The 23,490-nt window shown below is 58.8% G+C and carries 23 protein-coding genes, 2 tRNA genes, 1 rRNA gene and 1 pseudogene; 18 read left to right on the top strand and 9 right to left on the bottom strand.

The window, feature by feature from the left end:
* Window positions 1–76: 76 nt before the first annotated feature.
* The 3 genes from rrf (at window position 77) to dkgB (ending at window position 1,343) form a co-directional block, all read left to right on the top strand.
* A 5S ribosomal RNA gene (rrf, locus tag K7H94_RS14760) occupies window positions 77–192 on the top strand.
* A 100-nt stretch (window positions 193–292) separates the two neighbouring features.
* Window positions 293–369 (top strand) — tRNA-Asp (locus K7H94_RS14755).
* Window positions 370–539: 170 nt separating this feature from the next.
* On the top strand, window positions 540–1,343 hold the full coding sequence (dkgB, locus tag K7H94_RS14750) for a 2,5-didehydrogluconate reductase DkgB (protein WP_088516998.1): 804 nt from the start codon (window positions 540–542) through the stop codon (window positions 1,341–1,343).
* Between the two features lie 12 nt (window positions 1,344–1,355).
* Here the strand turns inward: dkgB and yafC are convergent, their stop codons facing one another.
* A complete protein-coding gene (gene yafC / locus K7H94_RS14745; RefSeq protein ID WP_222951252.1) occupies window positions 1,356–2,264 on the bottom strand; it encodes a DNA-binding transcriptional regulator YafC in 909 nt (302 codons plus the stop codon).
* Window positions 2,265–2,364: 100 nt separating this feature from the next.
* Between yafC and K7H94_RS14740 the strand changes: the two genes are divergently transcribed.
* Window positions 2,365–3,543, top strand: a complete 1,179-nt coding sequence (locus K7H94_RS14740; protein WP_222951251.1) for an MFS transporter — start codon at window positions 2,365–2,367, stop codon at window positions 3,541–3,543.
* Window positions 3,544–3,691: 148 nt separating this feature from the next.
* Window positions 3,692–4,492, top strand: coding sequence for an endonuclease/exonuclease/phosphatase family protein (locus tag K7H94_RS14735; RefSeq protein WP_031279675.1), 801 nt, complete (start codon window positions 3,692–3,694; stop codon window positions 4,490–4,492).
* A gap of 194 nt (window positions 4,493–4,686) precedes the next feature.
* Here K7H94_RS14735 and mltD read toward each other — a convergent pair whose 3' ends face one another.
* Window positions 4,687–6,063 carry a murein transglycosylase D gene (gene mltD, locus K7H94_RS14730; protein WP_031279674.1) on the bottom strand — a complete coding sequence of 459 codons (1,377 nt, stop codon included), beginning with the start codon at window positions 6,061–6,063 and terminating at the stop codon, window positions 4,687–4,689.
* A gap of 71 nt (window positions 6,064–6,134) precedes the next feature.
* Entirely contained in the window at window positions 6,135–6,890 is a 756-nt protein-coding gene (gene gloB / locus K7H94_RS14725) for a hydroxyacylglutathione hydrolase (RefSeq protein WP_222951250.1), read from the bottom strand.
* Between the two features lie 40 nt (window positions 6,891–6,930).
* Here gloB and K7H94_RS14720 point away from each other — a divergent pair, with 40 nt between their 5' ends.
* On the top strand, window positions 6,931–7,665 hold the full coding sequence (locus tag K7H94_RS14720) for a class I SAM-dependent methyltransferase (RefSeq protein WP_021507307.1): 735 nt from the start codon (window positions 6,931–6,933) through the stop codon (window positions 7,663–7,665).
* Here K7H94_RS14720 and rnhA read toward each other — a convergent pair.
* Window positions 7,650–8,217, bottom strand: a pseudogene (rnhA, locus tag K7H94_RS14715) (ribonuclease HI). The gene K7H94_RS14720 and the pseudogene rnhA sit on opposite strands and share 16 nt — an antisense overlap.
* Here rnhA and dnaQ point away from each other — a divergent pair.
* Complete coding sequence (gene dnaQ / locus K7H94_RS14710; protein WP_058776026.1) at window positions 8,171–8,902, top strand: DNA polymerase III subunit epsilon; 732 nt, start codon at window positions 8,171–8,173, stop codon at window positions 8,900–8,902. The pseudogene rnhA and the gene dnaQ sit on opposite strands and share 47 nt — an antisense overlap.
* A gap of 134 nt (window positions 8,903–9,036) precedes the next feature.
* Window positions 9,037–9,113 (top strand) — tRNA-Asp (locus K7H94_RS14705).
* A gap of 100 nt (window positions 9,114–9,213) precedes the next feature.
* Here K7H94_RS14705 and K7H94_RS14700 read toward each other — a convergent pair.
* Window positions 9,214–10,707 (bottom strand): NCS1 family nucleobase:cation symporter-1, encoded by a 1,494-nt coding sequence (locus K7H94_RS14700; protein WP_222951249.1) that lies wholly within the window; start codon window positions 10,705–10,707, stop codon window positions 9,214–9,216.
* A gap of 144 nt (window positions 10,708–10,851) precedes the next feature.
* On the opposite strand from K7H94_RS14700, the gene K7H94_RS14695 reads away from it, so the two are divergent.
* The 3 genes from K7H94_RS14695 to puuE are packed head-to-tail and all read left to right on the top strand — an operon-like array spanning window position 10,852 to window position 13,291.
* Window positions 10,852–11,574, top strand: coding sequence for a GntR family transcriptional regulator (locus K7H94_RS14695; protein WP_058769324.1), 723 nt, complete (start codon window positions 10,852–10,854; stop codon window positions 11,572–11,574).
* Window positions 11,571–12,302, top strand: coding sequence for an allantoin racemase (gene hpxA / locus K7H94_RS14690; RefSeq protein WP_150058542.1), 732 nt, complete (start codon window positions 11,571–11,573; stop codon window positions 12,300–12,302). The genes K7H94_RS14695 and hpxA overlap by 4 nt, the downstream gene beginning before the upstream one ends.
* Before the next feature lie 35 nt (window positions 12,303–12,337).
* The gene (gene puuE / locus K7H94_RS14685) at window positions 12,338–13,291 is read left to right on the top strand and encodes an allantoinase PuuE (protein ID WP_021507302.1); all 954 of its coding nucleotides are present in this window, start codon (window positions 12,338–12,340) and stop codon (window positions 13,289–13,291) included.
* Between the two features lie 63 nt (window positions 13,292–13,354).
* On the opposite strand, the gene hpxZ is transcribed toward puuE, so the two are convergent.
* The 4 genes from hpxZ to K7H94_RS14665 are packed head-to-tail and all read right to left on the bottom strand — an operon-like array spanning window position 13,355 to window position 16,918.
* Complete coding sequence (gene hpxZ / locus K7H94_RS14680; RefSeq protein WP_058769325.1) at window positions 13,355–13,738, bottom strand: oxalurate catabolism protein HpxZ; 384 nt, start codon at window positions 13,736–13,738, stop codon at window positions 13,355–13,357.
* 2 nt (window positions 13,739–13,740) lie between these two features.
* Window positions 13,741–15,138: an AtzE family amidohydrolase gene (locus K7H94_RS14675; RefSeq protein ID WP_222951248.1), complete on the bottom strand. Its 1,398-nt coding sequence runs from the start codon at window positions 15,136–15,138 to the stop codon at window positions 13,741–13,743.
* Window positions 15,135–15,320 (bottom strand): oxalurate catabolism protein HpxX, encoded by a 186-nt coding sequence (gene hpxX / locus K7H94_RS14670; protein ID WP_010616983.1) that lies wholly within the window; start codon window positions 15,318–15,320, stop codon window positions 15,135–15,137. Before hpxX ends, K7H94_RS14675 begins: the two co-directional genes overlap by 4 nt.
* 11 nt (window positions 15,321–15,331) lie before the next feature.
* Complete coding sequence (locus K7H94_RS14665; protein ID WP_222951247.1) at window positions 15,332–16,918, bottom strand: gamma-glutamyltransferase family protein; 1,587 nt, start codon at window positions 16,916–16,918, stop codon at window positions 15,332–15,334.
* Between the two features lie 192 nt (window positions 16,919–17,110).
* On the opposite strand from K7H94_RS14665, the gene hpxU reads away from it, so the two are divergent.
* From hpxU to hpxK, 7 genes are all read left to right on the top strand, one after another.
* A complete protein-coding gene (gene hpxU / locus K7H94_RS14660; RefSeq protein ID WP_021507298.1) occupies window positions 17,111–17,950 on the top strand; it encodes a MurR/RpiR family transcriptional regulator HpxU in 840 nt (279 codons plus the stop codon).
* 194 nt (window positions 17,951–18,144) lie between these two features.
* The gene (locus K7H94_RS14655; RefSeq protein WP_031279673.1) at window positions 18,145–18,930 is read left to right on the top strand and encodes a transporter substrate-binding domain-containing protein; all 786 of its coding nucleotides are present in this window, start codon (window positions 18,145–18,147) and stop codon (window positions 18,928–18,930) included.
* 12 nt (window positions 18,931–18,942) lie between these two features.
* Window positions 18,943–19,611, top strand: coding sequence for an amino acid ABC transporter permease (locus K7H94_RS14650; protein ID WP_021507296.1), 669 nt, complete (start codon window positions 18,943–18,945; stop codon window positions 19,609–19,611).
* Window positions 19,608–20,264, top strand: coding sequence for an amino acid ABC transporter permease (locus K7H94_RS14645; protein WP_021507295.1), 657 nt, complete (start codon window positions 19,608–19,610; stop codon window positions 20,262–20,264). Before K7H94_RS14650 ends, K7H94_RS14645 begins: the two co-directional genes overlap by 4 nt.
* The gene (locus K7H94_RS14640; RefSeq protein WP_021507294.1) at window positions 20,245–20,976 is read left to right on the top strand and encodes an amino acid ABC transporter ATP-binding protein; all 732 of its coding nucleotides are present in this window, start codon (window positions 20,245–20,247) and stop codon (window positions 20,974–20,976) included. Before K7H94_RS14645 ends, K7H94_RS14640 begins: the two co-directional genes overlap by 20 nt.
* A 21-nt stretch (window positions 20,977–20,997) precedes the next feature.
* Window positions 20,998–22,233 (top strand): pyridoxal-phosphate-dependent aminotransferase family protein, encoded by a 1,236-nt coding sequence (locus K7H94_RS14635; RefSeq protein ID WP_058781166.1) that lies wholly within the window; start codon window positions 20,998–21,000, stop codon window positions 22,231–22,233.
* Complete coding sequence (gene hpxK / locus K7H94_RS14630) at window positions 22,230–23,489, top strand: allantoate amidohydrolase (RefSeq protein ID WP_222951246.1); 1,260 nt, start codon at window positions 22,230–22,232, stop codon at window positions 23,487–23,489. The genes K7H94_RS14635 and hpxK overlap by 4 nt, the downstream gene beginning before the upstream one ends.
* Window position 23,490 lies beyond the last annotated feature (1 nt).

Below are 23,490 nucleotides of genomic sequence, written 5' to 3'. Positions count from 1 at the left end.
CGAGTATGTGACTGACTTTACGAGGGCGGCCAACGCGGCATCAGTGAAAAAGATTCGTTTCGCGCACCAGAATTTGCCTGGCGGCAACAGCGCGGTGGTCCCACCTGACCCCATGCCGAACTCAGAAGTGAAACGCCGTAGCGCCGATGGTAGTGTGGGGCCTCCCCATGCGAGAGTAGGGAACTGCCAGGCATCAATTTAAGACCCCTAATCGGGTCGTGACCTTCCCGGTGACGCGGAAAGGGTGAAATACCTGAAATCAGCGACGGTCTGATATCAGTACAGAATCGGTGGAGCGGTAGTTCAGTTGGTTAGAATACCTGCCTGTCACGCAGGGGGTCGCGGGTTCGAGCCCCGTCCGTTCCGCCACTTAAATTGAGAAGCCCTGACTGCGAAGTCAGGGCTTTTTCATGTCCGCTAAAAACCTGCCATTGTTGAGTAAAACGCAAAATTCCTCTGCTCATAAGCGGATTTTTCAGCAACAATAATCCTGCCACAATACGCCTCATCGCAACATTCAACGCAATGATGAGGAAAACATGACAATCCCCGCTTTTGGTTTAGGAACATTTCGTCTGCAGGACGATGTCGTTATTCATTCAGTGAAAACCGCACTGGAACTTGGTTACCGCACCATCGATACCGCTCAAATTTATGAAAACGAAGCTGCCGTAGGTCAGGCTATTGCTGAAAGCGGCGTGGCACGTGATGAGCTGTTTATCACCACTAAAATCTGGATTGAGAATCTCGCCGCCGACAAACTGATCCCCAGCCTGCAGCAGAGCCTGGCGAAACTGCGTACCGACTATGTCGATTTGACGCTGATTCACTGGCCATCGCCGGGTGCTGCGGTATCGGTCAAAGAGAGCATGCAGGCATTGATGGCAGCGAAAGAAGCGGGACTGACGCGTCAGATTGGTATCTCTAACTTCCCGATTGCCCTGATGAAAGAGGCCATTGCCGCTGTGGGCGCAGAGAACATTGCAACCAACCAGATTGAGCTGCACCCGTTCCTGCAAAATCGCCAGGTCGTGGAGTTCGCGAAACAGCAGGGCATTCATATCACTTCATACATGACGCTGGCATATGGCGAAGCGTTAAAAGAACAGGTGATAAAGCAGATTGCGCAGAAACATCAGGCCACACCCGCGCAGGTCGTCCTGGCGTGGGCACTGGCACTGGGTTATGCCGTGATCCCCTCCTCAACCAAGCGTGAGAACCTGGCCAGCAATATGGCGGCGCAGGATCTGACACTGGATGCGGACGACATGGCGCAGATCGCCGCGCTGGATCGTCAGCAGCGTCTGGTCAGCCCGGAAGGCCTGGCACCAGACTGGGATTAATTCTCCCATGTATCAGCCCTGCACGCGCCAGGGCTGATCTCTGACCCACTCGCTGAGAAAATCAATAAAGGCCCGCACGCGCTGGCTCACCCCTAAATCGCTGTAATACACCGCATTAAAAGGCATCTCAACCGGTACCGACTGATGCGCGAGCACCTCTACAAAAGTGCCCGCCGCAATTTCCGCATTCACCATAAAGTCTGACAAACAGGCGATACCCTGATCGTTAAGGCACAGCTGCTTAATCGTCTCTCCGCTGTTTGATGACATCGCCGCATCAATTTCAAACAGATCGCTGCCATTAGCCGACACGGGCCAGCGATTGAGACGAGGCGTCTCGACAAAGCCGAGGCACTGATGCTGTGCCAGCGCCTCCACCGACGCCGGCGTGCCATATTTTGCCAGGTAAGCTGGCGTAGCGACCATTTTACGATAGCTGGTGAACAGCAGCCGGGCACGCAGCGTGGAGTCGGTTAAATCTCCGGCACGAATAGCGACATCCACTTTACGATCGATCAGGTTGATAAAACTTTCAGAGGAGATTAACGATAGCGTGACCGCCGGATAGCGCTCGCGAAAAGGCTTAATCATCGGCATCAGCAGGTTAAGGATCACCGGTGTTGCCGCGTCGATACGCAGCACGCCCTGTGGCGCCTGCTGGCGCTCAATCAGCTCATTCTCTGCCGTTGCCATCTCAAGGATCAGCTTCTGCACGCGCCGGAAATAGAGTTCGCCTTCATAAGTCAGCGCCAGCTGACGGGTGGTACGCGTCAGCAGCGACACGCCAAGCTTGTTCTCCAGCTTCTTAACGGTGCGGCTCACCGCCGAATTGGCCATCTGTAACTGCTCCGCTGCACGGCTGAAACTGCCGCTTTCCACCACAGCGATAAAGACTTTTAACTCCTCTGAAGATGCCTTCATTATGCCTCCTCAGGCAAAAGTTTATTGTTACTTTGCTTCTTTTTGTTATTAAAGCACGAGTCGATAATGGCGCCCATCAAAACATTATTGGGAGTCAACCATGCCACTTGCACTCTGGGCGCTGACCATCAGCGCCTTCGCTATCGGAACCACCGAGTTTGTTATCGTCGGGCTGATTCCGACCATCGCTGAACAGCTCAGCATTACGTTACCTTCTGCCGGGATGCTGGTATCCATCTACGCGCTTGGCGTGGCCGTCGGCGCGCCAGTGCTGACCGCCTTAACCGGCAAGCTGCCGCGCAAGCAGTTGCTGATGGGTCTGATGGCGCTGTTTACCGTCGGTAATCTGGTGGCCTGGCTGGCACCCAACCATGAAACGCTGGTGATGGCGCGTCTGCTGACCGGTCTGGCGCACGGTGTTTTCTTCTCCGTCGGCTCAACCATTGCCACCAGCCTGGTAAGCAAAGAGAAGGCTGCCAGTGCGATAGCCATCATGTTTGGCGGCTTAACCGTGGCGCTGGTCACCGGCGTACCGCTTGGCACACTGATTGGCCAGCACTTTGGCTGGCGTGAAAGTTTTCTGGCGGTCTCTCTGCTGGGTGTGATTGCACTGGTCAGCAGTATGATACTGGTACCGCGTAACATCGCACAGCCGCCTGCCACCTCCCTGGCACAGCAGGCAGCGGTGATGATTAATCCGCGTTTGCTGCTGATTTACGCGATTACCGCGCTGGGCTACGGTGGCATCTTTACCACCTTCACCTTCCTGGCACCGATGATGCAATCGCTGGCCGGTTTCTCGCCGACCGCCGTCAGCGGCGTGCTGCTGGGGTACGGTATTGCGGTGGCGATCGGGAATATCTGGGGCGGCAGGCTGGCCGATCGCCGCGGGGCGGTACCGGCGCTGACGCTGATTTTTATCGCGCTGGCCATTCTGTTAGTGGTATTCCAGTTCACCGCCAGCATGCATTACCTCGCGTTGCTCACGGTGCTGGTGATGGGCGTCTTTGCCTTTGCTAACGTACCTGGCCTGCAGGTTTACGTGGTGCAAAAGGCTGAACACTATGCGCCAGGCGCAGTTGATGTCGCGTCAGGGCTGAATATCGCGGCCTTTAATATTGGCATCGCACTGGGTTCAACCGTCGGCGGTCACATCGTGGAACATTACGGTCTGGCGCAGACGCCATGGGTGGGTGCCGTCATCGTGTTTGCGGCTCTGCTGCTGGTCCGCCTCAGTGGCCAGCTGGATAAGCCGCGCACGGCAGCCATTACTGAATAAGCCGCACAACAGCCTGCCGTATGGCGGGCTGTTGCCGTTGCTGGCTGTGAGGCGAATTCCGACAATCAATAACAGCAATTGAAACCCCGCGCTAAAATCCCTATAACAGTCAGGTGAAGTTGTAGTCGTAAATCAGCCAGGCGGGACAGTGCGAAAAAAAACTTATGCAATGCGGTATGTAGCAGGTCAGCCTGCTGAGCGGATTTTTCCGCCAGGGGCGATGCTGCATCTTGGGCAGGCGTTACCGCCCGGTGCACCGCTGCCAGCCGACCCAACCCTGCGCGTGCTGGTGTGGAATATCTTCAAACAGCAGCGGGCAGACTGGATGTCAGTACTGCAGGGCTTCGGTAAAGATGCCCATCTGGTGCTGCTGCAGGAAGCGCAGACCACACCGGAACTGGTGCAGTTCGCCACCAGTAATTATCTGGCGGCCGATCAGGTACCGGCCTTTGTGCTGCCGCAACACCCCTCTGGCGTCATGACGCTGGCTTCTGCCCATCCGGTCTACTGTTGTCCGCTGCGTGAGCGTGAGCCGCTACTGAGGCTGTCTAAATCCGCTCTGGTCACTGCCTATCCGCTTCCCACCGGCGAAATGCTGATGGTGGTCAACATTCATGCGGTCAATTTCAGCCTCGGCGTTGATGTGTACAGCAAACAGCTGGGGCCGATTGGCGAGCAAATCCAGCATCATCGCGGGCCGGTGATCATGGCCGGCGACTTTAATGCCTGGAGCCGCCAGCGTATGAATGCGCTCTACCGCTTTGCCCGTGAGATGGCGCTGCGTGAAGTAAACTTTACTGATGATCATCGGCGCAAAGCCTTTGGCCGCCCGCTGGATTTTGTCTTTTACCGCGACATGAAGGTCAGCGAGGCATCGGTGCTGGTGACGCGTGCCTCTGACCACAATCCTCTGCTGGTTGAATTCAGTCCCGGCGCGGCTAAACGTTAAGCCAAGTGCTGCACGCCAAAGCGAATGATTCACAGCGCTGAAGCCGCATCCTGCTCAATAAACCACTTCAGACCGCTACAGGCATGGTGCAGCGGCGAAAAAATAACGAGGTTTACGCGGGAGTGTGTCGGACTGCGGGAACGGGAAAAGGTAAATAATGAAAAAGGCTGACAAAAGTCAGCCTTTTCGGTGCATCAGGTATCGGGTGTTGCGCTATTCTTCACAAACAGCGTCAGCTTGTCGCCGGGCTGAATGTCTTTAGCGTCACTGTTCCAGCGCATCACGTCTTTGGTGTTAACACCGTGACGTTTGGCGATACTGGCAAAAGAATCACCCTTACGTACACGGTAGGTGATGCTGTTGCCGTTATCCGCCAGCTGCGACGCGCCAGCTTTGCTGCCAACGGTCAGTGTCTGACCGATGCGTACTGACGCACTGCGCAGGTTATTCTGCTGCTTCAGTGCACTAACGCTCACGCCAAGCTTACTGGCAATGCCCGATAAGGTGTCGCCTTTGCGGACCTTATAGCTATTGCCTGCAGCGCTGACTTTCGCCAGCTCGCCGGGCTGTACAGCAGCAATATCACCGGAAGCCAGTGAATTGCGCAGCTGAGCCACGTTGGACTTTGGCACCATAATATAGTGCGGTCCGTTTGGCGCGGTGGTGCCGTTTTTATACCCGGCATTGAATGTCTTCAGCTTGCTGAGCGACATACCGGCCATATCTGCGGCCTGCGTCAGTTCAATCTGCTGTCCCACTTCAACGCGAGCCAGTGCACGGCTCTCATTCGCGGTTGGCAGCTTAATACCGTAACGCTTGCTGTTCTTGAGAATATCACTCAGGGCCAGCATTTTAGGTACGTAAACCGTGGTCTCGCGTGGCAGCGATAAATGCCAGAAGTCGGTCGGCTTACCGCGCGCCTTGTTCTGTTTCATCGCCTTCAGCACACGCCCTTCACCGCTGTTATAGGCGGCGATGGTCAGTAACCAGTCACCGTCAAACATGCCGTTCAGACGCTGCATCATATCCAGCGCAACTTTGGTTGAGGCCACCACATCGCGGCGTCCGTCGTACCATTGGTTCTGTTTCAAACCATAGTTTTTGCCCGTTTGCGCAACGATCTGCCAGATGCCAGCGGCATTCGCAGAAGAGGTTGCGTGTGGGTCAAAAGCGCTCTCCACTATGGGTAGCAGTACCAGTTCCATCGGCATTTTACGTTTCTGTATCTGCTCGACAATCCAGTACATGTACGGCTCTGCCCGTAATGTTACATCGTGGAGATAGCTCTTATTTTTTAAGTACTTTGTTTTTTGTTCGCGGATTCGCGGGTTTTCCGGAATCCCCATCTTCAACTCGTCACTAATGTGATTCCAGAGATCAGTGTCTTCTGCGAGGCTGGTTCCATCATCTTGCCAGCGCGGCGACAACAAGCGATCTCCGTACTTTCCATTTTCACCTTGACCAGCTGAAGACAGACTCTGTGCATGCTGTACCGGGATACTGGCGTCATTCCTTGATGCCTGACATCCAACCAGCAAGACCGAGGCGAGTAATATCGCTTTAGCCTTCATGTGTGTGTCAATAGTTCGCTTAAAAGACGAGCAACTATACGTTAGCGACCGGCACAACACAACCAGAAATATCAAAAACGGTCTTTCTTCTCGCGTAGATCGGCAAAAGTCTGCCATAACGGAGCCGACGACACATTAATGCCTAAAGCCTTTTGCAAATCAGGGTCTTGCGTACGCAGGAATAAATTTATTTCACGCTCCAGCGCCAGTTTTGTTGGCAAAGTAATGCGATTTTCTGCGCGTAAGTCCTTAATTTGCTGATACCTTGCCAAAATTTTCGGGTCCTGAGGCAGAATAGCCGCAGAAAACTTCATATTGGATAAAGTGTATTCATGCGCACAGCAGATAAGCGTATCGGCAGGGAGTTGATTAAGCGACTGAAACGACTCAAACATTTGCTGCGCAGTGCCTTCGAACAGTCGTCCGCAGCCACCCGAAAACATCGTATCGCCACAGAAAAGATAAGGTGAGCTGAAATATGAGATATGTCCTAAAGTGTGTCCAGGCGTTGCGATGACGCGGAAATTTAGCCCGAGCAGCGTAAATTCATCACCGTCACTGAGAATAGTGCGCGCGCCTTTATCGGCGGTCTCCTGCGGACCATAAACCTCAAGTTGCGGATAGTGCTCCAGCAGTTCGCTAACGCCGCCCACGTGATCGTGATGATGATGGGTCAGCAGAATGGCCTGCGGCTGCCAGTGATTGGCGTGAATTTTTTCCAGCACCGGTCGGGCTTCACCCGGATCGACGATCAGACAGCGTCCCTGTTCATCGCTCAGTGTCCAGATGTAGTTATCCTGCAACGCGGGAATACTGGTAAGATTCATAAACACCTCTCAGGTCGTAGAAAAAGGAAAATGGTAGAGCATGAAGCCAGCGAAAACACGCCAAATCCTGACTGCGCCGCGCTCCTGGCAGGATATGCCCTGGGGCGACTATTTCCGCGACGCGTTAACCCAGCAACTGCAACCGTATCTCGGCAAGCTGTACGGCTTTCATATGCTTAAAATTGGCAGCCTCAGCGCAGAAATCAATACCCGCCAGTGTGCCATATCGCATCAGGTTAATGTGGGCGATGAGGGCGATGGGCTGCACGTCATCGCCAGCGCAACGCAGTTGCCGTTTGAAGCCAAATCGATTGATGCCTGTCTGCTGGCGCACACGCTGGCCTGGAGTCAGGATCCGCACCGCGTACTGCGCGAAGTGGATCGCGTACTGATTGATGACGGCTGGATGATTATCAGCGGCTTCAATCCGTTTAGCCTGCTGGGCATCAGTAAAGGCCTGCCCGGATTACAACGCCGCGCACCGTGGAGCGGACGGATGTTCAGCCAGGTGCGCCTGCTCGACTGGCTGAGCTTACTCAACTATGAAGTGGTGTATCGTACGCGCTTTCAGGTGGTGCCGTGGCACCGCCAGGGCGGCAAAATGATCAGCACGCACCTGCCGGCGCTGGGCTGTCTTAACATCGTGGTTGCGCGTAAGCGCACCTTCCCGCTGACGCCGGGCAAAGTGAAGATGATGCCCGGCAAAACCCAGTTACGGCCAGCGGTCAATGCCACGCGGCAGTTTCGTGAAGCCAGCGATCAGGACTCAACCTGATAGCCAATATCGTCGAGGGAAGGATTGCCGGCAGCGCTGCGTGCCAGTTCATCACAGCGTTCGTTCTCAGGATGACCGGCATGGCCTTTTACCCACTCCCACTGAATCTGATGGGTACTGAGCGCCGCGTCAAGTCGCTGCCACAGATCAACGTTCTTCACCGGCTTCTTTTCTGCGGTTTTCCAGCCGCGCTTTTTCCAGTTGTGAATCCAGCTGGTGATCCCCTGGCGCACGTACTGGCTGTCGGTGCTGAGCACCACGTCACACGGCTGGGTCAGCGCTTCCAGTGCCACAATGGCTGCCATCAGCTCCATGCGATTATTGGTAGTAAGGCGGTAGCCGGCGCTGAATAATTTCTCGTGCTGGCGGTAGCGAAGAATGGCGCCGTAGCCGCCGGGACCGGGATTGCCCAGGCAGGATCCATCGGTGAATATTTCTACCTGTTTGCGCATCTCTGGTAGACTTCCTTCTGACAAAACGCCAAGTCTGACATAAAACGAGTCCTATGAGCACTGCAAATAACCGCCAGATCGTCCTCGATACCGAAACCACCGGCATGAACATGATCGGGGTGCATTACGAAGGACATCGCATCATTGAAATCGGTGCGGTTGAGGTGATCAACCGTCGCCTGACCGGCAACAACTTCCATATGTATCTCAAGCCCGATCGGCTGGTGGATCCGGAAGCGTTCGGCGTACACGGTATTGCCGATGAATTCCTCGCCGATAAACCGACCTTTGCGCAAATCGCCGACGAATTCCTCGATTACATTCGCGGCGCGGAGCTGGTGATCCATAACGCTTCGTTCGACATCGGCTTTATGGATTACGAATTTGCCATGCTGCAGCGCGACATCGGCAAGACAGAAACCTTCTGTCAGATCACCGATAGCCTGGCGATGGCGCGTAAAATGTTCCCGGGCAAGCGCAACAGCCTGGATGCGCTGTGTAACCGTTTCGAGATCGATAACAGCAAACGTACGTTGCACGGCGCTTTGCTTGATGCCGAGATTCTGGCCGAAGTGTTCCTCACCATGACCGGCGGCCAGACCTCGCTGGCGTTTTCAATGGAAGGCGAGCAGAGCAATCAGGTGGCAGGTGAGCATATACAGCGCATCGTTCGTCCGGGCGCCGGCCTGCGCGTGGTTAGCGCCAGCGATGAAGAGATAATGGCGCATGAGAGCCGGCTCGATCTGGTGCAAAAGAAGGGCGGCAGCTGCCTGTGGCGTGCCTGAAACCGCTGATTTTGCGTGGAAAAGCGTCGTTAAGCTGAAAAAACCGGCAAACGAGAGATTCCCCTGCAAAAAGCGTTGACGAGGGATGAGGCTGCCATTAATATGCGCCTCGTTCCCGACGGGGAACAAAGCGCGGAGCGGTAGTTCAGTTGGTTAGAATACCTGCCTGTCACGCAGGGGGTCGCGGGTTCGAGCCCCGTCCGTTCCGCCAATCTCTTTAAAGAAGCCGATGCAGCAATGCATCGGCTTTTTGCTTTTCTAAATCATACCCATCTGGCGTACGGTCGCCATTCATGGCGACCGTCAGCGCATTAATCCTTCTGTACCGCCACTTCCGCACGATAGGTGGCTTGCGGCACCTCACGTTCAGTGCGCGCCAGCCAGCGGTAGCAGCCAGCGCCCAGCGCCACGCCGATGAACCAGCTGAAGTTTGCCACTGCGTGCAGGGACGGAATAAAGCTAATCACCAGACAAATGCCAACGGAAGGCAGCAGTGCAGCAATCGCTTTCGGATTGAAACCGCCGCGGTACCAGTAGCGGCCTTTTGGCGTATCGTTGAACAAGTCATCAACGTATACCTTGCTGCGTTTGATCAGGTAGAAATCGGCGATCAGAATGCCAAACAGTGGCCCGATAAACGATCCCAGCACATCCAGCGTGTAGTGAATCAGCTCCGGCGACTGGAACAGATTCCACGGCGTCAACAGCACTGAACCCACGGCGGCAATCATGCCACCGGCGCGGAAGCTGATCTTCTGCGGTGAGCAGTTAGAGAAATCAAATGCTGGCGAAACGAAGTTCGCCACGATATTGATGCCGATGGTGGCGGTAATCATAGTCAGCAGCCCGATAGCGACCGCCACATCGTTGCCTACCATGCTCACGGTTTCGATCGGGTCGGTGATCATTTTGCCAAACAGCGACTGAGTACCCGAGACAATGACCACGGTCACAATCGAAAACAGCAGGAAGTTGAACGGCAGGCCCCAGCGGTTGCCGCGGCGAATCTCACCCATGCTTTTGCCGTAGCGCGAGAAGTCACCAAAGTTGAGCAGCGGACCGGAGAAATAAGAGACCACCAGCGCGGTCGCGGTAATCATCTGCCAGGTCTGCTCGCCCGCGCTCAGTGATTTACTGGCGAGGGTGAAGGAGATACCGTCAAAACCGGTTTTGTATACAATCCAGCCCGCCAGCGCCACCATCACCACGTAGACCGCCGGACCGGCGATATCGATAAAGCGTTTGATCGCGCTCATGCCGTGCCAGAACACCATCGCCTGCAGCAGCCACATGACGCCGAAACAGCACCAGCCAAGCTGCGACAGGCCGAGCCAGCTGCTCTGCGTCATGCTGCTTAACGACGGGTAGAACTTCAGCAGCACCAGCATCAGCGCATTCGCCGCCAGATAGGTCTGAATGCCGTACCAGGCGAAGGCGATCAGCCCGCGAATCACCGCCGGGATGTTGGCCCCGAACACGCCAAATGCCTGACGCGAAATCACTGCATAAGGCACGCCGGCCATCTGGCTCGGCTTTGCTACCAGGTTAGCGCACAGCTGCACGATGCAAATTCCCACCAGCAGACACAGCAGCACCTGCCAGCTGGCCAGACCGAGGGTGAAGAAGCTGGCCGCCACCACATAGCCGCCCATGCTGTGCACGTCCGACATCCAGAACGAAAAAATGTTGTACCACGACCAGCTCTGGTTGCGGGTCGGCGCCAGGTCGTCGTTACACAGACGCGGGCTGTAATGGGCGTTGGCTTCAGAGGCCACCGCAGAGGTCACTTCAGAATGATTTGGCATGAAACCTGCTCCTCTTAACTTCATGGAAAAATAATGACAGCGTGAAACGGTATTGCAGGATCCAGGCCAGAATTGATTTCTTGTATACAAAAAATGAATTTCACGTATACGATGTCTGCATACAGTCACTTGCCGGAGCGGGTAATGAAGAGTGAAACAGGCCTGAAAACGGCTGCCGATCTGAATGACAGAGACGAACCTATCTATCAGGCGTTGCTGAACGCCATCGTGGAGCACCAGCTGCCGCCGGGCAGCAAATTGCCGGAAGAGGCGCTGTCGGAGGTGTTTGGCGTCAGCCGTACCGGCATTCGTAAGGTGCTGCAGCGCCTCGCGGCGGTGCAAATGATCACCCTGTCGCCCAGACGTGGTGCACAGGTGGCGACGCCGGGCGTGGAGGAAGCGCGCGACATCTTCGCCACGCGTAGCCTGCTGGAGTGCGCCAATCTGCCGGCGGTGCTGGCGCATCTGCAGCCGCCGCATCTCGCCGCGCTGAGTGGCTTAATTGCCGACGAGCAGCAGGCGCACCAGCAGCACGACGGGGCCGCCGCCATCCGTCTGTCTGCGGCTTTTCATATCCAACTGCAGGCGATTTCCGGCAACCAGGTGCTGACTGACATGGTGACGCGCCTGACGCAGCGCTCCTCACTGGTGATCGCCGCTTACGGTGCCCCCTGGCAGCGCGGCTGTCGTTGCGATCATCACGATCGGCTGGTGGATCTGCTGCGGCAAAACGATCTGCCGGCGTTAACCACGGCGCTGCAGCATCACTTCGAACATATCGTCGCCAGCCTGCACTTTGAACGCAGCGGCGAAACCCTGCCTGATTTCACCCGGTTATTTGCCGGTCATAAAGGAGCGGCATCATGAGCCTGATCCAGGTGATCAACCCGAATACCAGCGCCGCCATGACGGCGACCATCGGCGCAGCGGCACGCGCCGTGGCCGCGCCTGGCACGGAGATTCTGGCGGTGTGCCCGAGCGAGGGCGTGCCCTCCATTGAAGGGCACTTTGATGAAGCGATTGCCGCGGTGGGCGTGCTGGAACAGGTAAAACGCGGCAAAGAGCAGGGCGTCAGCGGCCACATCATCGCCTGCTTTGGCGATCCGGGACTGCTGGCGGCGCGCGAACTGGCGAGCGGACCGGTGATTGGCATTGCCGAAGCGGCGATGCACACCGCGACGCTGGTGGCGACGCGCTTTTCGATTGTCACCACGCTGCCGCGCACGCTGGTGATCGCCCGCCATCTGCTGCAGCAATACGGATTCAGCCATCACTGTGCCGCGCTGCACGCCATTGACCTGCCGGTGCTGGCGCTTGAGGACGGCAGCGGCGTCGCGCAGGAGAAAGTGCGTGAGCGCTGTCTGCAGGCGAAACGTGAAGATGGCAGCGGGGCGATTGTGCTGGGCTGCGGCGGCATGGCGTCGCTGGCGCAGGATCTGACTAAAGAACTGGGCCTGCCGGTGATTGATGGCGTCAGTGCGGCGGTGAAAATGGTCGAGTCATTACTGGCGCTGGGCTTTGGTACCAGCAAACACGGCGATCTGGCTTACCCGATTAAAAAACCGCTCAGCGCGGCATTTCAGCACCTAAACTAAGGGCTGGTTGAGGACTGATGACAGGAACTTGCAGAATGAGTGATGTATCTGAAAAGAAAGAGTACAGCTTCAACAAAAATTATCCGCGCGATCTGATTGGCTATGCGGGCCAGCCGCCGCACGCGCAGTGGCCGGGTGAGGCGCGGGTGGCGGTGCAGTTCGTGCTCAATTATGAAGAGGGCGCTGAAAACAATGTGCTGCACGGTGACGCGGGCTCTGAGCAGTTTCTCTCCGACATCATCGGTGCCGCCAGCTATGCCGATCGCCACATGTCGATGGATTCCCTGTATGAGTACGGCTCGCGTGCCGGTTTCTGGCGCATCCATCAGGAGTTTCAGCAGCGCGGCCTGCCGCTGACCATCTTTGGCGTCGCGATGGCGCTGGCGCGGCACCCGCAGATTGTCGAGGCCATCAAAGCCGCCGATTACGATGTGGTCAGCCACGGCTGGCGCTGGATTCACTATCAGGGGATGGATGCCAAAACCGAGCGTCAGCACATGCAGCAGGCAGTGGACGTGCTCACCGAGCTATTCGGTAAAGCACCCACCGGCTGGTATACCGGGCGCGACAGCCCCAATACGCGGCGGCTGGTGGTCGAGCAGGGCGGCTTCAGCTACGACAGCGATTACTACGGTGACGATCTGCCGTTCTGGACGCAGGTCACCTGTCAGGACGGCACGGTGAAGCCGCATCTGATCATTCCCTATACGCTGGAGTGCAACGATATGCGCTTCGCCACGCCGCAGGGATTCAACACCGCCGAGCAGTTCTATACCTATCTGCGCGATACCTTTGATGTACTGTATGAAGAGGGCGCGACGGCGCCGAAGATGATGTCGATTGGCATGCACTGCCGTCTGCTGGGGCGTCCGGGGAAATTCCGCGCGCTGCAGCGTTTCCTCGACCATATTCAGCAGCACGACAAGGTGTGGGTGTGCACGCGTCAGCAGATTGCCGATCACTGGATGAAGACGCATCCGGCTGCCTGAGCGGCCTTACCTTTCACTGATGTGTGCCCTCTCTTGCCAGGAGAGGGCAACACTCGCGTCCGCTCAGCTCATCAAACTCACCTGCGCTGCCACGATGCGCCAGCCGCACGGCAGCCGTACCCAGGTCTGCTGCTGACGGCCGATCTTTTCTACGCCCTCGCGGGTGAACTCGGTGCTGCACACCGCATAGTCATCGCCAAAAGTGGTGATGACCGTATTGCGCAGCGTGCGATCGAGCCCCTTTGACGGACGCGCCGCGCGAAAGGCGCGAATCTCGTCAATCCCGTACAGATTCTCTCCGGCACCGAGTCGCACCGTACGCGCATCGTGCCAGAACAACTCGTCCAGCACGGCGACATCATTGCTCACCAGCGCCTGCTCGTAGCGGTAAAACGCGGCGGTGACTTCAGCCAGTATCGCCGGACGATCGATATGTTCAGGTGTCATCTTCAGGCATCCATAAAAGAGGTTTGTGGCAGCGTCACACCCTGCTGCTGCAGTGCCCAGGCGGCGCGCAGCGCCAGCTGTTCGTTAAACGGCGCGGCAATCAGCTGCAGGCCAATTGGTAAGCCGCTGGCGGTGAGCAGCGGTACGCTACACACCGGCAGGCCGAGGAACGAAATCGGCTGCGTCAGCATGCCCATGCTGGCGCGTGTCGGCAAATCCTGACCGTTGATGTGGATGGTTTCCTGGCCGATGGTGGTGGCGGTACAGGGCGTGGCCGGGGCGATCAGCACATCATAATGGTCGAACAGCGGCAGCACCTGCTGCTGGAAGTGACGGCGGAAACGCTGGGCCTGCACATACCACGCGGCGGGCAGCATCGCGCCAGCCAGCAGGCGTTCGCGTGAATTCGGCTCAAAGCGTTCTGGCTGGGTGCGCAGCGCTGGCAGATAATGATTGCCGCCTTCCGCGGCGGTCATGATAAACGCGGCCGAGCGCGCCAGTTCGGCCTGGGGCAGCGTCACTTCTTCTGTCGCGCCGAGCGCGCTGGCCGCTACCGTCACCGCCGCGCGCGCCTCATCGCTGCACCAGTCAGCAAAAAAGCCGCCCAGTACCGCGCTGCGCAGCTTTTCGCTGCCTGCAGAGAGCCTGTCACTGACCGGTTCCGCAGGGCGCGCCGCCTGAAACGCATCGCTGGCGTCGCCGCCCTGCAGCGCATCGTAGACCAGACTCAAATCTTCCACCGAGCGGGCAAACGGACCGATGTGATCGAGGCTGGCGACAAACGGATGGCTGCCGCTGCGCGACAGACGACCAAAGGTAGGTTTCAGGCCGAAAATGCCGCACAGCGAAGCAGGCACGCGAATCGAGCCGTTGGTGTCGGTGCCGAGTGAAAAGTGCACCAGCCCGGCAGCGACGGCTGCCGCGGAACCGCCAGATGAACCGCCGGCCACGCGCGACAGATCGCGCGGGTTGCGGGTGGCACCATAATGGGTGTTCTCGGTGGTAAAGCCGTAGGCGTAGGCGTCCATATTCAGCATGCCGGAGAGCAGCGCGCCGCTCTGCTGCAGCTGAGAGACCGCCCACGCATCCTGCTGTGCCACCGGTCGCTCGCTGAACAGGCTGGCACCGGCAAGCGTGCTGTGACCGGCGACGTCAAACAGGTTTTTTACCGCATAGGGAATGCCAGCCAGCGCCGGCAGCGGCTCGCCGCGCTGACACTGCTGATCCAGCCGATCGGCTTCCCGCAGCATGCGCTGCGCGGTGACGGCGGTCCAGGCGTTGATGGCCGGGTTATGCTGTTCAATGGCGGCCAGCGTCTGCTGTGCGATGTCGCGCGCGCTGAGATCGCCCTGCGCCAGTGCCTGCTGCAGCTGGCTAATCGATAAGGCTGCCAGCGTCATGGATGAAACACTCCCGCCACTTCCAGGCGATCGTCCAGCGGCAGCGCCATCAGCGGCTGCGCCATCGCGGCGATACGGTTAAACTGCGTCAGCAGTTCGGCGCGGCGCGTGTCGTCCAGCTCCAGCGCCAGAATCTGTTCCATTTGGGCGATATAGGTTGCCCAGTCCGGTTGTGCACTCATGATTGTCTCCGTTAAAAACCGGCAGCGCTGCCGTTGCTGCGCGGATCAAACGCGCCTTCCAGCATGCCATTGTTGTGTCTGACGATGGCGCCAGCGTGGCCCACCACTTCACTGTATTCAGCCAGCAGTTCGACCTCATGACCGAGCGCGCGCAGTTGCTGCACGGTTTCAGGCGCGATGCGCGCCTCCAGCTTGAGGGAGTCCGAGGATTGGCCCCACGTGCGGCCAAGTAGCCAGCGCGGTGCGCTGACCGCCTGCTGCAGCGGCTGGCTCTGAATGACATAGCGGGTAAAGATCGCTGCCTGGGTTTGCGGCTGGCCATCACCGCCCATTGAGCCGTACACCAGCGTGCGGCCATCCTTCAGGCGCGCCGCCGCTGGATTGAGCGTATGGAACGGCTGTTTGCCCGGTGCCAGCGTCAGCAGGTGATCCGGCTGCAGGCTGAACGCCGCGCCACGGTTTTGCCAGGTAATACCGGTGCCGGGCAGCACGACGCCGCTGCCAAATTCGTGGTAAATGCTCTGGATAAAGGAGACCGCCAGGCCGCTGCTGTCCATCACCCCCATCCACACGGTATCGCCCGGTCCGCGTCCGGTGCCCCAGGGCGCGGCGCGATCGTCCCGCACCTGCGCGGCCAGCGTGCCGAGATAATCGGCATTCAGCAGCGACTGCACATCAATCGCCATGTGACGCGGATCGGTGATGTGTTGATCGCGCAAGGCAAAGGCCTGTTTGGTGGCTTCAACGATGCGGTGCACCGTCTGCGCTTCACTGGCGTCGGCCATCGCCAGACGATCGGTGATCCCGAGGATCGCCAGCGATACCAGCCCCTGCGTTGGCGGCGTTATGTTCCAGATATCGCCTTCGCTGTGCGCGAGGTGCAGCGGCGTGCAGCGCCGGGCGCGCTGCCGGTGTAAATCGTCCAGCGTAATCGGCATGCCGAGCGCGCCCATTTCGCGCGCCAGATGGTGCGCCAGCTCACCGCGATAAAAGCTCTCCAGTCCTTGCTCGCTCAGCACGCTCAGCGTCTGCGCCAGCGCCGGCTGGGTAAAACGACTGCCGGCGGCGGGCGGTGCGCCATCAGGCAGAAAGGTGGCGGCAAAACCGGGCTGATGTTGCAGCTCATGCTGTTTTGCCGCCGTCGCTGCCGCCTGCGAGGCGGTGACCGGAATGCCATCGGCCGCATAGCGAATCGCATCGCGCAGCAAACGGCTCAGCGGCAGCGGCGTCGCGCCCAGTTCGTGCGCCAGCGTCAGCGCCTCCTGCCAGCCGCTGACGGTGCCGGCAACCGTCAGTGCCGCTTTAGGGCCGCGATGCGGAATATGGCTCTCACCGTGATAAAAGTCGGGGTGCGCCAGCGAGCCGGCGGCGCCGCTGGCATCGATAGCAATTGGATCGCCGCTGGGCGGCACCACCAGCCAGAAGCCGTCGCCGCCGAGGCCATTCATGTGTGGGTAGACCACCGCAATGGTCGCCGCGGCGGCCACCATGGCTTCCAGCGCGTTGCCGCCTTCACGCAGAACCGCCAGTGCGCTTTCGCTGGCAAGGTGATGTGGCGTCACCGCCATGCCCATCGGGGCCATATTGCTTTGAATCATAATGAACTGTTCCCGGATTATTCTTTGGTAGCGGCGCGATTTGGCGCGCTGGATAGGGAAAACAAGCGCAACAAATTGCGCCGCTACCAGTCTGTACTAATGGTAAAGCAAGAGCCGTTCCAGTTTTGGTGTTACGCCAGCCTGGATCGATTTATGCTAGCTTGTGATGAAACGAAAGTTACAGGACCGATGATGAAACAGCTCGATGAACGCCTTCGCAGTCACTATCCGCAACTGTCGCCGCAGGAGCAGCGCATTGCTGACTTTGTGTTTGACCACTTTGATGATCTGATTAGCTATAACAGCGCTGAGCTGGCGCGGCTCAGCGGCGTATCAAAGGCCACGGTAAGCCGGCTGTTCAAACGCCTCGGCTATGAAAAATACAAAGACATGCGTGATGAGCTGCGCACCCTGCGCCAGAGCGGAATGCCGCTGACCGATAACCGCGATGCGGTGCAGGGCAACACGCTGCTGTCACGTCATTACAAGCAGGAGATGGCGAACCTGACGCAGTGGGTCAACAGCATTGACGCCCGGCAGTTTAGCGAGGTGATTGCCGCGCTTGGCGCCGCACGGCGGGTGTTCATCATTGGGATGCGCAACGCGTATCCGGTGGCGCTGCACCTGCGTCAGCAGCTGCTGCAGGCGCGCGCTCAGGTGCAGGTGTTGCCGCAGCCAGGCCAGACGCTGGGCGAAGAGCTGGTGGACATGACGCCGGAAGATGTGGTGGTGGTGATGGCGTTTCGCCGCCGGCCACGCATCATTCGTCCACTGATGCAGCAGCTGCAGCAGAGCGGCATCCCGGTGCTGGTGCTGTGCGAACCGCAGGCGCAGGGCATTCTCACCCTGGCGCGCTGGCAGCTGTGCGCACCGCTCGACAGCGTTTCCGCCTTTGACAGCTACGCCTCGGCAATGAGCCTGATCAACCTGCTGGCCAACGCGCTACTGCACGAAATGCTGTCGCAGGGGCGTCAGCGCATTCATCAGATTGCCGATCTTTACCAGCAGCTCGACGAGCTGGAACACCGCTAAAGGGCACCGTTTTGGTGCTTTGCACCTTTTTTGATCGCGTCTGCTAACGGGGTGCTCCCCGTTAAGATGCGCCCTTAATCGCCTTAAATCCTCCGCTTAGCCGCTGCGTTTGCTGCCCGTTGTGGTTGGCACATTAGTTGCAAATCAATTTATCAAGAATCTTTTGTTTCACCATTAACTCACCGGGGTGCATAATGAACAAAGTATTACTGGCAGTAGCAGGGGCAGCATTGCTGCTGGCGCAGGCAGGCAGCGCCATGGCCGATCAGCTGCAGGATATCCAGAAGCGTGGCGTGATTCGCGTGGCGGTGCCGCAGGACTTCCCGCCGTTTGGCTCGGTCGGTACCGATTTGCAGCCGCAGGGCTATGACATCGACATGGCGAAATACCTCGCGAAGCAGATGAAACTGAAGTTGCAGCTGGTGCCGGTGACCAGTGCCAACCGCGTACCGTATCTGCAGACCGACAAGGTCGACCTGGTGATCTCCAGCATGGGCAAAAACGCCGAGCGCGAAAAAGTGATCGACTTCAGCCGCGCCTACGCACCGTTCTTCCTCGGCGTGTTCGGCCCGAAAGGCGAGACGCTGAAAGATGCGGCGGCGCTGAGCGGTAAATCGATTGGCGTAACGCGCGGTGCGGTAGAGGACATGGTGCTGAGCGATGTCGCCCCGAAAGATGCCCAGGTGAAGCGCTACGAAGATAACAACACCACGCTGTCCGCCTATCTCTCCGGTCAGGTGCAGTATGTCGCCACCGGTAACCTGGTGGTCGCGGCGATTGCGCGCCAGAACGCGGAAAAAGCCCCGGTGCCGCAGTTTATGCTGAAAGATTCACCGTGCTTTATCGGCCTGAAAAAGAATGAGCCAGCGCTGAAAGAGAAAGTGAACGCACTGATTGAGCAGGGTATTAAAGACGGCACGCTGAACAAGCTGTCGGAAGAGTGGCTGAAAGCGCCGCTGCCTGCCAACCTCGGCGCATAACAGGAACGGCCAATGATTGGGCAACTTAACTTTGCAGATCTCTGGCCGCACTGGCCAGAGCTGCTGGCCGGACTGTGGGTCACGGTGCAGCTTACGGTGCTGGCGACGGTGGGCGGTGTCGGACTGGGTATTCTCGGCGCGGCGCTGCGCAGCGGCAAACCGGGCTGGGCCAGCCGCCTGTGGGGCATCTACGTCGAGCTGATTCGCAACACGCCGTTTGTGGTACAGCTGTTTTTTATCGTGTTTGGTCTGCCTAATCTCGGGCTGAAACTGACGGCCGGTGAAGCGGCGCTGCTGGCGATGCTGATTAACCTTGGCGCCTATAGCACTGAAATCATCCGTGCCGGTATCCAGGTCACGCCGCGCGGGCAGTGGGAAGCGGGGCGCGTGCTCGGGCTGAGCCGCACGCAAACCTTCATCCGCGTGGTGCTGCCGCCCTCGCTGCAGCGCATTTATCCGGCGCTGGTCAGCCAGTGCATCATTGTGATGCTCGGCTCGTCGGTGGTGTCGCAGGTCTCTTATGAAGAGCTGACGTTTGCCGCCAACCTGATTCAGTCGCGCACCTTTTTGAGTTTTGAAGTTTATCTGGTGACCACGCTGATCTATCTGGCGTTGTCGATTGCCATGCGTCAGCTGCTGCTGGCGCTGGGTCGCAAATGGTTTGGAGCGCAGCCGGCATGACAACGTTTACTGACTGGGACATCCTGCGCAACCTGCTGCTGGCGGCGCGCTGGACGATTTTGCTGTCGCTGGTGGCCTTTTTCGGCGGCACGCTGGTGACACTGCCGCTGCTGTTTCTGCGTCTGCTGCAGCGTCGCTGGCTCACCCGCCTGATTCGCTGTTATACCGAGCTGTTTCAGGGCACGCCGCTGCTGATGCAGCTGTTTCTTGCCTTCTTCGGCGTTGGCCTGTTCGGCATCGACGTCGCGCCCTGGACGGCGGCGTCGCTGGCGCTGACGCTGTATACCAGCGCGTTTTTACTGGATATCTGGTACGGCAGCATTCGCGCGCTGCCAAAAGGGCAGTGGGAAGCGTCGCGCTGCCTCGGCCTGAACTTTGGCCAGACGCTGTATCGCGTGGTGGCACCGCAGGCTATCCGCATCGCCATCGCGCCGACCGTTGGCTTTGCCGTGCAGGTGATCAAGGGCACCGCGCTGGCGTCGATTATCGGCTTTGTCGAGCTGACCAAAGCCGGCACCATTCTCAACAATGTGACGTATCAGCCCTTCAAGGTGTTTGGCCTGGTGGCGCTCGGTTACTTCCTGATGTGTTATCCGCTGTCGCGTTACAGCCAGTACCTGGAGAAAAAATTCAATGCCGCTCATCACCATTAATCAGGTCCAGAAGTACTACGGTGATAACCACGTACTGAAAGGGGTCGATCTGGATATCGACAACGGCGAAGTGATTTCCATTATTGGCCGCAGCGGCTCCGGTAAAAGTACCCTGCTGCGCTGCATGAACGGGCTGGAAGGCTATCAGGAAGGCAGCATTAAACTGGGCGGCATGACGATTACCGATCGTGAATCGCAGGCGCGTGAAATCAGCCGCTCGGTGGGCATGGTGTTTCAGAACTTTAACCTGTTTCCGCACATGACCGCGCTGGAAAACGTGATGCTGGCACCGCGCCGCGTGCTGAAAAAGAGCGAGGCGGAGTGCCGCACGCTGGCCACGCAGATGCTGGAAAAAGTCGGGCTCGGCGAACGCCTCAATTACTACCCGGCCAACCTGTCGGGCGGTCAGCAGCAGCGCGTGGCGATTGCCCGTGCACTGGCGATGCAGCCAAAAGTTTTACTCTGTGACGAAATCACCTCGGCGCTCGATCCGGAGCTGGTGGGTGAAGTACTGAAAGTGCTGGAGCAGCTGGCCGCCGAAGGCATGACGCTGATTCTCGTCACCCATGAAATGAACTTCGCCCGCGACGTGGGCGACCGCGTGGTGTTTATGCATCAGGGACGCGTGTGGGAGCAGGGCGACAGCAAAACGCTGTTTGCAAACCCACAAACCGCCGAGCTGAAGCAGTTTATTTCGACCGTGCGTCTGTAACCGAACAATAAGGAACCCCTCATGGATATCAGCCAGTTCTCGCAAATCAATCCGCCACAGCGTCTGCTGATGGGACCGGGCCCGATCAACGCCGACCCGCGCGTGCTGCGCGCCATGTCGAGCCAGCTGCTTGGGCAGTACGATCCGGCGATGACGCACTATATGAACGAGGTGATGGCGCTGTACCGTGGCGTATTCCGCACTGAAAACCGCTGGACCCTGCTGATTGATGGCACCTCACGCGCGGGTATCGAAGCCATCCTGCTGTCGGCGATTCGTCCGGGCGATAAAGTGCTGGTGCCGGTGTTCGGCCGCTTCGGCCATCTGCTGTGCGAAATTGCCCGTCGCTGCCGCGCGGAAGTCCATACCATCGAGGTGCCGTGGGGCGAGGTATTTACCCCGGATCAGATCGAAGATGCGATCAAAAAAGTCAAACCGCGCCTGCTGCTGACGGTGCAGGGCGATACCTCAACCACCATGCTGCAACCGCTGGAGCAGCTCGGTGCGATTTGTCGCCAGTACGGCGTGCTGTTGTACACCGATGCCACCGCATCGCTGGGCGGCAACCCGCTGGAAACCGATGCCTGGGGGCTGGATGCGGTCTCTGCCGGGATGCAGAAATGCCTCGGCGGTCCGTCCGGCACCTCGCCGATCACCCTGAGCCCGCAAATGGAAGCGGTGATCCGCCAGCGTAAGTGCGTGGAGCAGGGCATCCGCACCGACGCACATCAGGATGGCGTCGACGAGATGATCTACTCCAACTACTTCGATCTCGGCATGATCATGGATTACTGGGGACCGGAGCGGCTCAACCATCATACCGAAGCCACCTCGGCGCTGTTTGGCGCACGCGAATGTGCCCGTCTGATCCTGCAGGAAGGGCTGGATAACGGCATCGCGCGTCACAAGCTGCACGGTGATGCGCTGCTAAAAGGCATTCAGGGCATGGGGCTGGAAACCTTTGGCGATCTCAGACACAAGATGAATAACGTGCTTGGCGTGGTGATCCCGCAGGGCATCAACGGCGACCAGGTACGCAAATTGATGCTGGACGATTTCGGCATTGAGATTGGTACCTCGTTCGGTCCGCTGCACGGCAAAGTGTGGCGCATCGGCACCATGGGCTACAACGCGCGCAAAGATTGCGTGATGCTGACGCTGAGCGCGCTGGAGTCCGTGCTGAATCACGTCGGTTTCCGCACCACTCAGGGGGCGGCGCTGCAGGCTGCCTGGGACCACTACGGGAGCCACGCATGAGTCATAGCCTGATGAGCGCCGGTGAGGCGCAGTCAGCGGCGGCGCGGGTGATGGCGCGCTGTGACGCGCTGGCAGCAATCAGTGAGAGCGAAGAGGGGCTGACCCGCGTCTATCTGTCGCCGGAGCAGGTGCGCGCCAACGCGCGCGTTGCTGAGTGGATGCAGGCGGCAGGTATGCACACCTGGCAGGATGCGGTCGGCAATATCTGCGGTCGCTATGAAGCGGCGGAGCCGGGCGCACCGGCGCTGCTGCTCGGCTCGCACCTCGATACCGTGCGCAACGCCGGACGTTACGACGGTATGCTGGGCGTGCTCAGCGCCATCGAAACCGTGCAGTGGCTGCACGACCATCAGCAGCGCCTGCCGCTGGCGATTGAAATTGTCGGCTTCGGCGATGAAGAGGGCACGCGCTTTGGCATCACGCTGCTTGGCAGCCGCGGCCTCACCGGCAGCTGGCCGGAGAGCTGGGTGTCACATCCGGACGGTAACGGTATTACGGTGGCGCAGGCGATGCAGGACCTCGGCCTGGACGCGGCGCTGATCCCCCTGGCGGCACGTGAGGTGAGCGACATTGTGGCGTATCTCGAACTGCACATTGAGCAGGGACCGTGCCTGGAACAGGACGATCTGGCGCTTGGTGTGGTGACGGCGATTAACGGCGCGCGCCGTCTTAACTGCCGCTTTGTCGGAGAGGCCGGTCATGCCGGCACGGTGCCGATGACGCACCGCAAAGACGCGCTGGCAGCAGCGGCAGAGTGGATGGTGTTTGTGGAACAGGCCACGCAGGATCAGGATGCGCAGCTGGTGGCCACGGTGGGCACACTGAGCTGTCTGCCGGGCGCCGTTAACGTTATCCCCGGCGAGGTGCAGCTGTCGCTGGACGTGCGCGGACCGCAGGATGAACCGCTGGAACGTCTGCTCTCCAGCCTGCTGACCCAGGCGGAAGCCATCGCGTTGCGGCGCGGGCTCAGCTTCAGCGCTAACGAGTACTATCGCATCGCGGCCACCGCCTGTGATACGCGGCTGCAGCAGGCGCTGAGCCATGCGGTAGAAATCGTGCAGGGGCGCAGTCTGGCGCTGCCGAGCGGAGCCGGTCACGACGCGATCGCGATGGCTGAGCGCTGGCCGGTGGGCATGCTGTTTGTGCGTAACCATCGCGGTATCAGCCATCATCCGGCGGAATCGGTGCAGGTGGCCGATGTGGCGCTCGGCGTGCAGGCCTATCTGCAGGCGGTGTGCGATCTGGCGCGCAGCTAAA

It is taken from the genome of Pantoea dispersa (assembly GCF_019890955.1).
Lineage (GTDB): Bacteria > Pseudomonadota > Gammaproteobacteria > Enterobacterales > Enterobacteriaceae > Pantoea > Pantoea dispersa.
The sequence above is the reverse complement of the archived record's forward strand: the minus strand, read 5'-3'. Positions and strand labels throughout refer to the sequence as shown.

Excerpts from the sequence above, each read along its gene's own strand:
- dkgB (WP_088516998.1), top strand. The coding sequence starts at position 540 with ATGACAATCCCCGCTTTTGGTTTAGGAACATTTCGTCTGCAGGACGAT.
- yafC (WP_222951252.1), bottom strand. The coding sequence starts at position 2,264 with ATGAAGGCATCTTCAGAGGAGTTAAAAGTCTTTATCGCTGTGGTGGAA.
- K7H94_RS14740 (WP_222951251.1), top strand. The coding sequence starts at position 2,365 with ATGCCACTTGCACTCTGGGCGCTGACCATCAGCGCCTTCGCTATCGGA.
- mltD (WP_031279674.1), bottom strand. The coding sequence starts at position 6,063 with ATGAAGGCTAAAGCGATATTACTCGCCTCGGTCTTGCTGGTTGGATGT.
- gloB (WP_222951250.1), bottom strand. The coding sequence starts at position 6,890 with ATGAATCTTACCAGTATTCCCGCGTTGCAGGATAACTACATCTGGACA.
- K7H94_RS14720 (WP_021507307.1), top strand. The coding sequence starts at position 6,931 with ATGAAGCCAGCGAAAACACGCCAAATCCTGACTGCGCCGCGCTCCTGG.
- dnaQ (WP_058776026.1), top strand. The coding sequence starts at position 8,171 with ATGAGCACTGCAAATAACCGCCAGATCGTCCTCGATACCGAAACCACC.
- K7H94_RS14700 (WP_222951249.1), bottom strand. The coding sequence starts at position 10,707 with ATGCCAAATCATTCTGAAGTGACCTCTGCGGTGGCCTCTGAAGCCAAC.
- K7H94_RS14695 (WP_058769324.1), top strand. The coding sequence starts at position 10,852 with ATGAAGAGTGAAACAGGCCTGAAAACGGCTGCCGATCTGAATGACAGA.
- hpxA (WP_150058542.1), top strand. The coding sequence starts at position 11,571 with ATGAGCCTGATCCAGGTGATCAACCCGAATACCAGCGCCGCCATGACG.
- puuE (WP_021507302.1), top strand. The coding sequence starts at position 12,338 with ATGAGTGATGTATCTGAAAAGAAAGAGTACAGCTTCAACAAAAATTAT.
- hpxZ (WP_058769325.1), bottom strand. The coding sequence starts at position 13,738 with ATGACACCTGAACATATCGATCGTCCGGCGATACTGGCTGAAGTCACC.
- K7H94_RS14675 (WP_222951248.1), bottom strand. The coding sequence starts at position 15,138 with ATGACGCTGGCAGCCTTATCGATTAGCCAGCTGCAGCAGGCACTGGCG.
- hpxX (WP_010616983.1), bottom strand. The coding sequence starts at position 15,320 with ATGAGTGCACAACCGGACTGGGCAACCTATATCGCCCAAATGGAACAG.
- K7H94_RS14665 (WP_222951247.1), bottom strand. The coding sequence starts at position 16,918 with ATGATTCAAAGCAATATGGCCCCGATGGGCATGGCGGTGACGCCACAT.
- hpxU (WP_021507298.1), top strand. The coding sequence starts at position 17,111 with ATGAAACAGCTCGATGAACGCCTTCGCAGTCACTATCCGCAACTGTCG.
- K7H94_RS14655 (WP_031279673.1), top strand. The coding sequence starts at position 18,145 with ATGAACAAAGTATTACTGGCAGTAGCAGGGGCAGCATTGCTGCTGGCG.
- K7H94_RS14650 (WP_021507296.1), top strand. The coding sequence starts at position 18,943 with ATGATTGGGCAACTTAACTTTGCAGATCTCTGGCCGCACTGGCCAGAG.
- K7H94_RS14645 (WP_021507295.1), top strand. The coding sequence starts at position 19,608 with ATGACAACGTTTACTGACTGGGACATCCTGCGCAACCTGCTGCTGGCG.
- K7H94_RS14640 (WP_021507294.1), top strand. The coding sequence starts at position 20,245 with ATGCCGCTCATCACCATTAATCAGGTCCAGAAGTACTACGGTGATAAC.
- K7H94_RS14635 (WP_058781166.1), top strand. The coding sequence starts at position 20,998 with ATGGATATCAGCCAGTTCTCGCAAATCAATCCGCCACAGCGTCTGCTG.
- hpxK (WP_222951246.1), top strand. The coding sequence starts at position 22,230 with ATGAGTCATAGCCTGATGAGCGCCGGTGAGGCGCAGTCAGCGGCGGCG.